The following is a 13,322-nucleotide window of genomic DNA, read 5'->3' on the forward strand; positions in this document are numbered from 1 at the left end:
TCCGGGATGGGACAGGAGTTCATCGGCGCGGGCTGGGCGTTCCCGCCGCGCACCGACGCGACCGGTTCGATCGCCCTCGTACGGGGTGAGCGCGAGCTGGAGGAGTCGATCCGGCTGATCCTGGCGACCTCGCCCGGGGAGCGCCCGATGCGGCCCGAGTTCGGCTGCGCCGTCAACGACTACGTGTTCGCGCCGGCCGACGCCGGTACGGCCGGGCAGCTCGCCTACGAGGTGCGGCTCGCCCTGGAGCGGTGGGAGCCGCGGATCGAGGTGACCGAGGTCGCGGTCCGCTTCGACGAGGCCGACAACGGGGTGCTCTACATCGACATCGGCTACACGGTGCGCGGCGCCAACGACCCCCGGAACCTCGTCTTCCCGTTCTATGTGATCCCGGAGGAGGACCGCGGATGACGCTGCCGAGCCCGAACCTGGACGACCGGCGCTTCCAGGGCCTGGTGGACGAGGCCAAGCGGCACGTCCAGCGGCGCTGCCCGGAGTGGACCGACCACAACGTGTCGGATCCCGGGGTCACGCTGATCGAGGCGTTCGCGACCATGGTCGACCAGCTCGTCTACCGGGTGAACCGGGTGCCGGAGAAGAGCTATCTGACCTTTCTCGACCTCATCGGCGTGCGGCTGCACCCGCCGACGGCCGCCGGCACGGACGTGACGTTCCGGCTCTCGGCGCCGCAGCCCGAGCCGGTGGTCGTCCGGGCCGGTACGGAGGTGGCGACGGTCCGCACCGAGACCGAGCCGGCGGTCGTCTTCACCACCACCCGGGACCTCACGATCGTGCCGTGCGGGTACGCGGCGCTCGCGACCTGGCCTGCTGCCGCGACCGGATCCGGGGCGGCCCGCCCCGATCCCCGTGCGGGCGACGCCGCCGACCGCACGGCCGTGGACCGCACCGAGGAGCTGGCGCTCGGCCGCGAGGTGCCCTGCTTCTCGCCCTCCCCCGTTCCCGGCGACGCGCTGTACCTCGGCCTGTCGGCGGCCGTCCCGGCCGGCGTCGTGGTCCTTCGGCTGGACTGCTCCGTGCACGGCGTGGGCGTCGACCCGCTGCGCCCGCCGCTGGTGTGGGAGGCGTGGGACGGGCGGCGCTGGGCGGCCTGCGAGGTGGAGAAGGACGACACGGGCGGCTTCAACCGGGCCGGCGAGCTGATCCTGCACCTGCCCGCGACGCACACCCCGGCGAGCGTCGTCCGGCGCACCGGCGGCTGGCTGCGCTGCCGGCTCGTCGAGGCGGCTCCGGACCAGCCGACGTACGTGGCGCCGCCGGTGGTCCGGGGCATCACGGCCTTCACCATCGGGGCGACCGTCGGCGCCGAGCACGCCGAGCGGATCACCGACGAGATCCTGGGCACGGCGGAGGGCGTGGCGGGGCAGGCGTTCACGGTCGCCCGGCCGCCCGTCGTGCCGGGCGAGTTCGCCCTGGAGGTCACCGAGCCCGAAGCCCTCGACGCGGGCGCCGCGCCCGCCGCGCCGTGGACCCGCGTCGACGACTTCGCCCATTCCGGTCCGGAGGACCGCCACTTCACGCTCGACGAGGGCACGGGGCGCGTCGAGTTCGGCCCGGCCGTCCGCGAACGCGACGGCTCCGTACGGCACTTCGGTGCCGTGCCGGCCAAGGGCTCTTTGGTGCAGGTCCGTTCGTACCGTACGGGCGGCGGTGTGCGCGGCAACGTGGCCCGCTCCACGCTGCGCGTGCTGCGCGGCACGGTGCCGCTGGTGGCGCGGGTGGAGAACCGGCGCCCGGCCGTCGGCGGCGTCGACGGCGAGAGCGTGGAGAGCGCCCGGATCAGAGGCCCGCTGACCCTCCGTACGCTCCAACGGGCCGTCGTACCGAGGGATTACGAACTGCTCGCCCGCGAGGTCGCGCCGGACGCGGCCCGGGTGCACTGCGTCCCCGAGGACGGCGAGGCCGGGGTGCGGCTGCTCCTCGTGCCGTCGGGACGCGGCGACGCGCACGGGAGAATCGCGTTCGACGAGCTGATCCCGCCGCCGCGCACCCTGGAACGCATCGCGCAGCACCTGGACGCCCGCCGGCCGATCGGGGCGCGCCTGGTCGTCGAGCCGCCGTACTACCAGGGCGTGACCTTCGTCGCGACCGTGCAGGCGAGCCGCGGCGCCGCCCCCGAGCGGGTCCGGGAGGCGGCCCTGACCGCGCTCAACGGCTACTTCAACCCGCTGACCGGCGGGCCGTCCGGCGAGGGATGGCCGTTCGGGCGGCCGGTGCAGACGGGCGAGGCGCACGCGGTACTCCAGCGGGTCCCGGGCGTCGACCTGGTCGACGACGTGCGGCTCTACCGCGCCGACCCGCTGACCGGGCAGCGCACCGAGGTGCCGGACGGGCGGATCGCGCTCGACCGGCACGCCCTCGTCTTCTCGTACGAGCACCAGCTGAGAGTCCGGGAGGTCTGAACCGCCGTGCGTACTGCCGTCCCCGGGCTCCCGAGCCCGCACCCGCTGATGGACCTGCTGCCCGCGGTCTATCTGGAGCACGACTTCCTGGCCCGGTTCCTGGCGGCGCTCGACGACGTCCTCGCCCCGGTGCTGCTCAGCCTCGACAACCTGCCGGCGCACCTCGATCCGCGCACCGCGCCGGAGGACTTCCTGGAGTGGCTGGCGTCCTGGGTCGCCGTCGAACCCGACCCGCACGCCGCTCCGGTGGAGCGGCGGCGGGCCGCGGTGCGCGGCGCGGTGGCCCGGCACCGGGCGCGCGGGACGCTGCCCGGGCTCGCGGAGGCGCTGCGCGTGCAGACGGGCGGTGCGGAGCCGGAGATCACGGAGAGCGGCGGCACGATCTGGTCCACCACTCCGGGCACCGCCCTGCCGGGGGCCCGGCGGCCCTGGGTGACGGTCCGGCTGACCGTGCCGGACCAGGGGCGGGTGAGCCGGGCGCGCCTGGAGGAGCTGATCCGGGCGGAGATCCCGGCGCACGTCGGGTTCACGCTGGAGCTGCTCGAACCGCCCGCCGGGGGTGCGAGATGAGCGGGATGGTGTGCCCGACGTGCGGGCAGCGGAACGCGGCGGGGACGCCGTTCTGTGCCTCGTGCGGCGCGTTCCTGGACTGGGACGGGGACGGGGACGACAGCGGGGCCGGGGCCGGGGGGCGCCAGGAGCAGGCCGCGCCGCCGGAGCCCGTACGCCGGACGCCCGCGCCCCCTCCCGTATCCCCGCCTCCGCCCGTACCCCCGCGGCCGGCCGTACCGCCACGGGCGGAGGCCCGTCCGGCCGAACCCCGTTCGACCCGGCCCCCTGCGACCGGCACTCCTCCGGCGGCCGAGGCCGGGCTCCGGCGGCCCGGCGAGGAGACCGGGCCCGACGTGCCGGGCCCGCCGCCGGAGCCGGAGCGCCGGCCCGATCCCGTACCGCCCCCGGCGGCGACCGTGCGGTGCCCCAACTGCGGCACGGAGAACGCGGCCGGCCGCACGCTCTGCGTGCGGTGTGCGCTGCTCCTCGACCCTGGGCCGCCGCCCGCGCCCCGGCCGCCGTGGTGGCGCCGGCTGCTGCGCCGCAGGCCCCGGCAGGCGCCGGTCGCGGGGACCCGCCCGCGACCGGCCTGGCGCCGGCCGCGGGTCGCGCTGCCGCTGACGCTGCTGGCCCTGGCCTGCGCCGTCTGGTTCGGCCTGCCGCACGTCCGGAGCCTGCTGGGCCTGGCCCGGGACGAGACGGGCACGCCGGAGTCGCTGGTGCCCACGACCGTCCGGGCGTCCAGCGCGCTGAAGGACCATCCCGCGAGCGCGGCCTTCGACGGCTTCAACAACCGCTACTGGGCCCCGGAGCGGCCCGGTGCGACCCTGGAGGCGGAGTTCGGGGCGCCGGGCGTCAAGATGACCAAGCTCCTGGTGTTCGGGGGCGCGTCGGCGAAGAAGGACGAGTTCCTGACCCAGGCCCGCCCGGCCCGTCTCCGCGTGGAACTGGTCACGGCGGACGGCGACACGTCGACCCACGAGGTGACCCTCGGCGACGAGCCTGGCCAGCAGACCTTCGACCTGCGCGGCTCGAAGGTCACGAAGGTCCGGATCACCCCGGAGAGCTGGTACGGGACGGGCCACGGGCACCGACTGGCGGTGGCCGAGGTCGAGTTCTACGGCCACCGCGGCTGACCGGTGCGAGCGACACGAGCGGTTCGATTCTCAGCGGCCCGGGGACCTAGGCCGGCCCCCGGGCGCCCCGGACGCCGGACCTAGGCCCTCCGCCCGTTCCGCGCGCCCGGGGCCCTCTCGTACGGTCGCGGTCATGACGACGACAGGATCGGACACCACCGGAACGCTCGACGAAGCCCTCCAGCGACTCCACGCACACGGCCCCGAGCGGCTCGGCCGGCTCACCAACCACGCCCCGATGGCCGTCGAGGCGCTCGCCTCGCACGGGCAGGCGCGGGCGGTGCACCGCTGGCTGGACCTGTACGCGCCGCGCCTGGAGGACTTCCCGTCCGCCGTCGAACCGGTCACGGCCGCCAACTGGCGGGCGGCGCTGGGCGATCCGCGCCGTGCCGCCGACTGGATCGCCCACTTCGGGCGCGAACTCGCCGACCGGCCCTGGCGCGACGTGCTCGCCGAGTGGTGGCCGCGGCTGCTGCCCGGCATGTACGGCGGCTCGACGCACCCGGTGATCCGCGTCGGCCACGCCGTCCGCACCCTGCTGGCCGCCGGGCCTGCCGACCCCACCGCGCCGCGCCTCGCCGAACTCGCGCACGGTCTCGGCTACTGGGCCGCCCGCCACCGCCCCGTCACCGGCATCACGCCGCTCCCCGGCGCCGTCCGCGCGGCCGACGCCCTCGACGCGGTGCCGCTCGTCGCCGAGCAGACCGGCGGCTTCCCCGACCGGCTGGCCCGGGTCCGCCGCCTCCCGGTGTGGGCGCCGTCGGTGACCGGCCCGGACGCGGCGTACGAGCACCTCACCGAACTCGTCCGGGCCGCGACCCACCGCTACGCCACCCACGGCCACGGCGAGGAGACCATGCTGGTCCACGCCGCCACGGCCCCCAACGCGGTCCTCCGCACCCTCCCCGCCCTCCCCCGCGCCCTCTGGGCCCCGAGCCTCGCCGCCGCGTGGACCGCCTCGGCCGCCGTCACCGCCATGTACGCCCCCACCACCGCCGTCACCCCCACCCCGCCTGGCTCCCTCACCCCCGAAGAGGTCTTCGCCCGCGCCCTCGCCCACGGCGACGAGCACGTCATCAAGCTCACGGACACGGCCCTCGACGTCGGCGACGAACAGGCCCTCGCGGCGGCCCTGCGCGCTATCGAACTCAGCGACCCGCTGAAATAGGGGTGCCTCACGGGGCTGTCCGTCGCATAAGCGGCTCGGTACGGGGCAACCGCCCGAAAGGCAGCACCATTCCAGGATCGCGCCGTCCCCGCCTTCGGCCGACGATGGGGATACCTGCAGAGGGGACGCGGAGGGACGAAGGGAGGCCCTGCCCATGGGAGCCATGGCCGACGACGGCTACGCGGGGCGGCTGGCGGTACGGGTGCTCGATCCGCCGCGGGAAGAGGGCGGGCCGGACGGGCGGACCGTGGTGCTCGCGCTGACGGGGGAGCTGGACCACGACACGGCGGCGCCGCTGAAGGAGGCCCTGGCGGGGCAGAGCGGGACGCGGAGGGTCGTGGTCGACTGTGCGGAGCTGCGGTTCTGCGACTCGACCGGCCTGAACATGCTGCTCAGGGCCCGGTTGCGGCTGCTGGACGCGGGCGGGCGGCTCGACCTGGCGGGGCTCGGGCCGCCGGTGGACCGGATGTTCGAGATCACGGGGGCGCGGTCGGTGTTCCGGGTGTACGAGAACACCGCCGCCGCGCTCGCCGACGCGTCCGCGGCGGAGGGGTCATGACGACGCCCCGGCCCGCCGAGGACCAGGTCAGACGGCTGGTCCTGGAAGGCACGGGCGGGGCGGTGACGCGGTGCAGGGACTTCACGGCAGCGGCGCTCGCCGAGTGGGGCTGGCTGCCCGCGGCGACGCCGGAGGGGTGGGAGCGGGCGGAGGACGTGCTCCTCCTCGTGTCGGAGGTGGTGACGAACGCGTGTCTGCACGCGGGCGGGCCCGAGGAACTGGTGCTCCGCCATTCGGGTGCCGAGGGGCGGCTGCGGGTGGAGGTGTCCGACCCCAGCCCGGAGCATCCGCACGCGCACGCACCACGCTCCCCCGGGCTCCCGGGCGGTCACGGTCTGATGGTGCTCGACCGGCTGGCGGGGGCCTGGGGGTGGGTGGACAAGGCGAACGGCGCGCCGGGGAAGGTGGTGTGGCTGGAGGTCAGCCGTCCGACGCCGCCGCCGTGGCGCGTACCGCCGCACGGTCCTCCAGGAGTCCGGCCTTGAGTTCGTCCAGGATCCGGGCGAGCAGCCGGGAGATGTGCATCTGGGAGAGGCCGAGGCGTTCGCCGATCTCCGCCTGGGTGAGCTCCTCGCCGAAGCGCAGCGAGAGGATGCGCCGGTCGCGCTCGCCGAGCCGGGCGATGAGCGGCCGCAGCGAGGCGAGGTTCTCTATCAGCTCGTACGAGGAGTCCGGGGCGGCGAGCAGCCGCAGATAGGTGCGCGGGGTCTCGCTGTCCTCGTCGAGGGCGCCCTCCAGGGAGCGGGCGGTGTAGCCGCGGGCGGCGAGTTCGCCCTCGGCGACCTCGGCCTCGCTCACCTGCAGGTGCTCGGCGAGTTCGGCGCGGGTCGGACGGTGGCCGAGGCGCTGTTCCAGGGCGTCGGCTGTCCTGGCGAGGTCGATGCGGAGCTCCTGGAGCCGGCGTGGCACCCGTACGGCCCAGCTGGTGTCCCGGAAGAATCGTTTCATCTCGCCGACGACCGTCGGCAGCGCGAACGCGGAGAACTCGATGCCCCGCTCCGGCGCGAACCGGTCGATGGCCTTGATCAGGCCGATCGTGCCGACCTGGACGATGTCCTCGATGTCCTCGGGCCGGTGCCGGAAGCGCCGGGCGGCGAAGCGGACGAGGCTGAGGTTGAGCTCCACGAGCGTGTTGCGTACGTACGCGTGCTCGGGCGTACCCGGCTCCAGCTCCCGCAGCCTGGTGAGGAGCGCGGCGGACAGCGTCTGCGCGTCGTCCGTGGACACCCGGGTCGGGCGGTCGATCTCGGGGAGGCCGGCCAGCGCGGCGCGCCGTGTGGACGCGTCCTGGCCGACCGTCGCGGTAGCCATATCGCTCCTTCGACGGTGCGAGCGTCCCGTGAGGAACGTCCTGGTAGAAGCATTCCCGCCCCGCCCTCTTTGACACTGATTCGTTCGATTTGTCTGGACATCATGCGGTTTACCCCACCAGCAGGCGGAAAGCCGCCGCCTATGACCCTGCGCTACGACCTGACGGACGGGCCCGGAGTCGTCGCGGAATGCCGCGCCCACACCCGACGGGCCCTGCGCGCCTGGTTCGGGGCCGCCGGCGCGCCGGACCGGGAGCCCGTGGCGGACGCCCTGCTGCTCGTGTCCGAGCTGGTCGCCAACGCCCGCAGGCACGGCGGCGTCCCGTACGAGCTGCGGCTCGACCGCTCCGCGCGGGCGCTGTGGGTGCAGGTGAGCGACACCAGCCCGCGCCAGCCCCGGCCGCGGGGCCCGCACCGGGCCGACCGCCCCTCCGGGCACGGGCTCTATCTCCTGGAGCGGCTCGCCGGCCAGTGGGGCTCGGTGCCCAGGGGCCGCGAGGGCAAGACGGTGTGGTTCGAGATGGAGATACTCCCGCAGGCCGCCCGAACGGGCCGGTCCTAGAGTGGACGGGAAGGGAGACCCCCTGCGAGGTCCTGCCCACGAGGTCCTTCATGACAGAACGCACGCCACCCCCCGACCCCGGGGCTCCGCCGCCCGGCCCGGACGCGCTGCGGCGCCTGCTCGCGGGGCTCACCGCCGTACGGGACGGGGATCTGTCGGTCCGGCTGCCGGAGGGCGCGAACGGACTCCCGGCCGAGATCGCGACCGTCTACAACGACATGGTCGACCGGCTCACGCTGCTCACCTCCGAGGTCACCCGGGTGGCCGGCGAGGTCGGCGGGCAGGGTCTGCTGGGCGGGCGGGTGCACGAGCCACGGGCGCGCGGGGTGTGGCAGGAGCTCACCACCGGCGTGAACACGATGGCGGACAACCTGACCTCGCAGGTGCGCTCGATCGCGCAGGTCGCCACCGCGGTCGCCCGCGGCGACCTCACGCAGAAGATCCGGGTGGACGCGCGCGGCGAGATCCTGGAGCTGAAGGAGACCATCAACACGATGGTCGACCGGCTGTCCTCCTTCGCCGAGGAGGTCACCCGGGTGGCCCGCGAGGTCGGCACCGAGGGCAAGCTGGGCGGCCAGGCCCGGGTGCGCGGGGTGTCGGGCACCTGGAAGGACCTCACCGACAACGTGAACTCGATGGCGGACAACCTGACCAACCAGGTCCGCAACATCGCCCAGGTCACCACGGCGGTGGCGCAGGGCGATCTGACCAGCCGGATCGACGTGTCGGCGCGCGGCGAGATCCTGGAGCTCAAGACCACCATCAACACGATGGTCGACCAGCTGTCGTCGTTCGCCGCCGAGGTGACCCGGGTGGCCCGCGAGGTGGGCACGGAGGGCAAGCTGGGCGGTCAGGCCGAGGTGGAGGGCGTCTCCGGCACCTGGATGCGGCTCACCGAGAACGTCAACGGGCTCGCCGGGAACCTGACCCGGCAGGTGCGGGCCATCGCCGAGGTGACCAGCGCGGTCGCCGAGGGCGATCTGACCCGCTCGATCACCGTGGAGGCGCCCGGCGAGGTTGGCGAGCTGCGCGACAACATCAACGCCATGGTCGAGTCGCTCCGGGAGACGACCCGGGCCAACGAGGAGCAGGACTGGCTGAAGACCAATGTCGCCCGGATCACGGCGCTGCTGCAGGGCACCCGCGGGCTCGACGAGATCGCCGAGCTGATCATGGCGGAGGTGCCGCCGCTGGTCTCGGCGCAGTACGGCGCCTTCTTCGTCGTCGAGGAGCACGAGGCCGGTGGCGAGCGGGAGGATGCCGAGGCGTCGGGCCCGGTGCTCGCCATGGCCGCCGCGTACGGGCTGCCGGTCGTCGACGCGGACACCGCCCGGTCCGGCCGCAGGCGCCGCTACCGGCTCGGCGAGGGCCTGGTCGGGCAGGCCGCCCGGGACCGCCGCACTCTGCTCGTCGACCCGGTGCCCGAGGGGTACGCCACGGTGTCCTCGGCCATCGGAGCCGCCGAGCCCGCCGCGCTCGTCGTGCTGCCGATCGTGGTCGAGGACCAGCTGCTCGGCGCCGTCGAACTCGCCTCCCTGCGCCCCTTCGGCGCGCTCCAGCGCGACTTCCTCGACCGCTTCGTGGCGAGCGCCGGGGCCGCGCTCAGCTCCCTGGTGGCCAATCTGCGCACCGACGAACTGCTCGCCCAGTCCCGCAGCCTCGCCGACGAACTACGCTCCCGCACCCAGGAGTTGCAGGCGAGACAGCAGGAACTCCAGCGGTCCAACGCCGAGTTGCAGGAGAAGGCGGCGCTGCTCGCCGAGCGGAACAAGGACATCGAGTCGAAGAACCGGGTCATCGAGCAGGCCCGGCAGGAACTGGAGGCCCGCGCACAGCAGTTGTCGCGCGCCTCGATGTACAAGTCCGAGTTCCTCGCCAACATGAGCCACGAGCTGCGCACCCCGCTCAACAGCCTGCTGATCCTGGCCCGGCTGCTCTCCCAGAACGCGGAGGGCAACCTGACGGAGAAGCAGATCGACTACGCGGAGGTCATCCACTCGGCCGGCTCCGACCTGCTCCAGCTCATCAACGACATCCTGGACCTGTCCAAGGTGGAGGCGGGCAAGATGGAGGTGCGGCGCGAACCGTTCGCGCTGTCGCAGCTCCTGGAGTACCTGGAGACGACCTTCGGACCGGTCGCCGACGAGCGGGGCCTCGACTTCACCGTGACCGTCGCACCCGACGTACCCGCGTACCTGACCAGCGACGAGGCGCGGCTGCGACAGGTGCTGCGCAACCTGCTCTCCAACGCGCTGAAGTTCACCGAGCGGGGGCGGGTCGCCCTGACCGTCGGGCACACACCGCCCGACGAGATCCCGGCGGCGCTGCGGGACGCGGCGCTGCGCGAGGGGCGGCCGGTGCTCGCGTTCCGGGTCACGGACACCGGGGTCGGCATCGCGCCGGACCGGCTGCGGCACATCTTCGACGCGTTCCAGCAGGGCGACGGGACGACCGCCCGCGAGTACGGCGGGACCGGGCTCGGCCTGTCGATCAGCCGGGAGGTGGCGACGCTGCTCGGCGGCACGATCGAGGTGGAGAGCACGCAGGGCGAGGGCAGCAGCTTCACCTTCCACCTGCCGGAGCCGGCGGCGCCGCGGGCACCGGCGGAGCCGCAGACCACGGCGGAGGCGCAGACCACCGACGCGATACCCGCCCCCGTCCTCGACCGGTCCGGCGGCGCCACCGTCCTCGTCGTCGACGACGACAGACGCAACGTCTTCGCGCTCACCCAGGTCCTGGAGGCGCACGGCCTGCGCGTACTCACCGCCGACGGCGGCCGGCGGGCCGTCGACCTGCTCACCACCGGACACGAGGACGTCCGGCTGGTCCTGATGGACGTGATGATGGCCGGCATGGACGGCTACCAGACCATCGAGGAGATCCGACGGCTGCCCGGCCGCACCGGGCTGCCGGTCATCGTGGTGACGGCGAAGGCGATGCCGGGCGACCGGGCGCGGGCCCTGGAGGCGGGCGCGGACGACTATCTCGCGAAGCCGGTGGACGAGGCGGAGCTGATGGTCAAGGTCCGTCACTGCCTGGGGAGTTGACGAGGTCCTCGGGCGGCTGCCGCTCGTCCTCCCCGCCCGGCGGCCGCTCGTCGGGGCCGCGCACCTGGATCGCGACGATGCTGGTGTCGTCGTCGGTGTCCCCCAGCGCGGTGCCGAGCAGCCCGTCCACGAGCAGGTCCAGGCTTCCACCGTCGGCCGCCAGCCGCCCGGCGGCGGTGACGAGCCGCCCGAGCCCGGCCCCGAGACCGTCGTGGCGGCGCTCGATCAGGCCGTCGGTGTAGAGCAGCAGGGTGTCGCCGGGGCGCAGGGCGGTGTGCTGTTCCTCGTACGCGTACGAGGGCACCGCGCCGAGCAGGATGTCCTGCGGCGGTTCGAGCAGCCGCGGCCGGCCGTCGCGGACGAGGAGCGGCGGCAGGTGGCCGGCGCTGGACCAGACGAGTTCGCCGTCCTCGGGGTCGTACAGCCCGCACACGGCCGTCGCGGTGGAACCGCCGCCGGTGCGCAGGGTGACCTCGTTGAGCCAGCCCATCAGCTGTCCGGGCGGGCGGCCGGTGAAGGCGAGGGCGCGCTGGGCGTTGCGCAGGGCGACCATGCCGGTGACGGAGTCGATGCCGTGCCCGGCGATGTCGCCGACCGCGACGAGCACCCTGCCGGTGGGCAGCGGCAGCACGTCGTACCAGTCGCCGCCGACCTGGTACTCCTCGGCGGCCGGCCGGTAGCGGGCGGCGACGGTGAGACCGCCGGGCAGCTCGCGCAGGGCGGTGGCCTCGGGGACGATGGCCTGCTGGAGCTGGAGGGCGAGCTGGTGCCGGAGCTCGGCCTGGTCACGGACGGCGGTGAGGTGGTCGAAGGTGGCGGTGAGGGCGAGCTCGGTGCGGCGGGTCGCCGAGACGTCCTGGTAGACGCCGACGAAACCGGTGACCGTGTCGCCCTTGAGCAGCGGCTCCGCCGCCACCCGCACATGGCGCACCGAACCGTCGGGCAGCACGATGCGCAGCACGGTCTGGGCGCCGGAGCGGCGGGCCGTGAGCGTGTGCAGGAGCGCGGTGAGCGCGTCGCCGTCCTCGCGGTGGAGCCGGCTGCGCAGCGCGAGCAGCGGCAGCGGCGCCTCGTCGCGCGCCATGCCGAAGATGCCGTACGCCTGTTCCGACCAGACCGTCTCGCCGCCGGTCAGGCTGTCCTGGAAGGTCGCGACGCTCTGCAGCCGGGACACGGCCCGGCCGGTCGCGATCCCCGGATCGCCCAAGGTGTGCCACACCACGACGGCCCGTTCGGGTCCGGCCGGCACCACCCGCACGTCGAGGAGCGGGCCGGGCGGGCCGGGCGCGCGCCCCGGCGGCAGGTGGGCGGCGTGCTGCGGGTGCCGGGTGCGGCGGGCCCGCTGCACCAGCCGGGCCAGCTCGCCGTGGGCGTGCGGGAACAGCCGCGCCAGCGAGCGGTCGTCCGCCGGCACCGCCCCGCCGACCGCCGCCGCCGCGGCCTCGTTGGCGTGCTCCGCGAGCAGCACCCCGGTCATCGGATCGGCCCGCACGAGCACGCCCGGGTGGGCGAGCGCGTCGAGGACGTCCATCAGCACCGGCACGTCCGCCCCCGCCCGCTCCGGCCGGTCGAGCACCGCCACCGCCACCTCCATGAGGCCGCCGACCGCGCGCCGCAGCCCGGCGTCGAACCGCACCGAGTCGGGCCAGCCGATCAGCGCCACTCCGACGGCCGCCCCGCGCCGGCGCAGCGGCAGCACGGCCCGGGCGGTGCCCGGCAGCGGGGCGTGGTCGAGGCCGCCCTCGGGGCCGGCCTCCAGCCAGGCCGGGGCGCCGTCGGCAAGGGCCTCGCGGAAGGGCTCCGGGACGGCCGGCGGGATCCACTGCCAGGCCGTGGCCTCCGTCGCGCCGACCCCGGCATGCCCGACGAGCCGCAGGCCCCCGGCCTCGGAGCAGCGCCACAGCCACAGACTCTCGGCGCCGAGCGGCGCGAGCCCGGTCTCCAGAAGCGTGCGCGCCGCGTCCCGCGCGTCGTCCGCGACCTCGGCCGCCGCGGCGGTACGGCGCAGCCGGCGGGCGAGGGCGGGCGGTTCCTCGACCGGGGTGACCCGGGGATCGCCGGGCCCCGCGACACTGTTCACGACGTCCGCGGCGAGATCGCCGACCGAGAGCCCGGTCGCACCGGCGAGGGCGGTCAGGTGCTCGCTCGCGTCGACGGTGGAGAGGCCCAGCTGGGCGGCGAGCACCCCGGTCGCAAGATCGATCAGATGCCGCCGGGCGGCCTCGGCCCGCAACCGCCGGTTCTCGGCGGCCAGCCCGGCGAAGACGCCGACGGGACCGGTCACATTGACCTCCGGAACGGGCGCTCGTACCCCTTCGGAGTCTACGCCCGCGGGTCCGGCCGATCGCCCTGCCGGTCCGCTCGCGCCTCCGCCTCCCGTGTGGGCGATCGTCCCGCCGGGGCCCTGGGGCCAGGGACGGGTGGGCCCACGGGACGGCGCCCACGCGGGCGCCTCCGCCCCTTGGGCCCGCGCGCGTCACGACCGCGTCGCCGACGCGCGGGGGCCGTCCCGAACGCGGCCCCCTGCACGGCCCCCGCTCCCCTCAGCGTGCGGCTGCGGCGCCGTTC

The 13,322-nt window shown here is 75.0% G+C and carries 11 protein-coding genes; 9 read left to right on the plus strand and 2 right to left on the minus strand.

All coding sequences use genetic code 11. The annotated features are described in order from the left end of the window. The first annotated feature begins 6 nt into the window (after positions 1 to 6). The 7 genes from ACWEJX_RS08110 (at position 7) to ACWEJX_RS08140 (ending at position 6,320) form a co-directional block, all read left to right on the plus strand. Positions 7 to 411 (plus strand): GPW/gp25 family protein, encoded by a 405-nt coding sequence (locus tag ACWEJX_RS08110; protein ID WP_403789454.1) that lies wholly within the window; start codon positions 7 to 9, stop codon positions 409 to 411. After that, the gene (locus ACWEJX_RS08115) at positions 408 to 2,420 is read left to right on the plus strand and encodes a putative baseplate assembly protein (protein WP_451606693.1); all 2,013 of its coding nucleotides are present in this window, start codon (positions 408 to 410) and stop codon (positions 2,418 to 2,420) included. Before ACWEJX_RS08110 ends, ACWEJX_RS08115 begins: the two co-directional genes overlap by 4 nt. 6 nt (positions 2,421 to 2,426) lie before the next feature. Beyond that, positions 2,427 to 2,990: a phage tail protein gene (locus ACWEJX_RS08120; RefSeq protein WP_451606694.1), complete on the plus strand. Its 564-nt coding sequence runs from the start codon at positions 2,427 to 2,429 to the stop codon at positions 2,988 to 2,990. Between the two features lie 335 nt (positions 2,991 to 3,325). After that, entirely contained in the window at positions 3,326 to 4,108 is a 783-nt protein-coding gene (locus tag ACWEJX_RS08125; protein ID WP_451606695.1) for a discoidin domain-containing protein, read from the plus strand. A 133-nt stretch (positions 4,109 to 4,241) separates the two neighbouring features. Next, the gene (locus ACWEJX_RS08130) at positions 4,242 to 5,276 is read left to right on the plus strand and encodes a questin oxidase family protein (protein WP_451606696.1); all 1,035 of its coding nucleotides are present in this window, start codon (positions 4,242 to 4,244) and stop codon (positions 5,274 to 5,276) included. 154 nt (positions 5,277 to 5,430) lie between these two features. After that, on the plus strand, positions 5,431 to 5,835 hold the full coding sequence (locus ACWEJX_RS08135) for an STAS domain-containing protein (protein WP_451606697.1): 405 nt from the start codon (positions 5,431 to 5,433) through the stop codon (positions 5,833 to 5,835). Then, positions 5,832 to 6,320, plus strand: coding sequence for an ATP-binding protein (locus ACWEJX_RS08140; protein ID WP_451606698.1), 489 nt, complete (start codon positions 5,832 to 5,834; stop codon positions 6,318 to 6,320). Before ACWEJX_RS08135 ends, ACWEJX_RS08140 begins: the two co-directional genes overlap by 4 nt. On the opposite strand, the gene ACWEJX_RS08145 is transcribed toward ACWEJX_RS08140, so the two are convergent. Then, a complete protein-coding gene (locus ACWEJX_RS08145; protein WP_451606699.1) occupies positions 6,256 to 7,146 on the minus strand; it encodes a SigB/SigF/SigG family RNA polymerase sigma factor in 891 nt (296 codons plus the stop codon). The genes ACWEJX_RS08140 and ACWEJX_RS08145 overlap by 65 nt on opposite strands. Positions 7,147 to 7,287: 141 nt before the next feature. Here ACWEJX_RS08145 and ACWEJX_RS08150 point away from each other — a divergent pair, with 141 nt between their 5' ends. Further along, positions 7,288 to 7,707, plus strand: coding sequence for an ATP-binding protein (locus ACWEJX_RS08150; protein ID WP_451606700.1), 420 nt, complete (start codon positions 7,288 to 7,290; stop codon positions 7,705 to 7,707). 50 nt (positions 7,708 to 7,757) lie between these two features. Continuing rightward, complete coding sequence (locus ACWEJX_RS08155; protein ID WP_451606701.1) at positions 7,758 to 10,754, plus strand: HAMP domain-containing protein; 2,997 nt, start codon at positions 7,758 to 7,760, stop codon at positions 10,752 to 10,754. Here ACWEJX_RS08155 and ACWEJX_RS08160 read toward each other — a convergent pair. After that, a complete protein-coding gene (locus ACWEJX_RS08160) occupies positions 10,726 to 13,038 on the minus strand; it encodes a SpoIIE family protein phosphatase (RefSeq protein WP_451606702.1) in 2,313 nt (770 codons plus the stop codon). The two genes, ACWEJX_RS08155 and ACWEJX_RS08160, sit on opposite strands and share 29 nt — an antisense overlap. Positions 13,039 to 13,322: the final 284 nt, after the last annotated feature.

It is taken from the genome of Streptomyces sp. NPDC004788, from assembly GCF_053601115.1.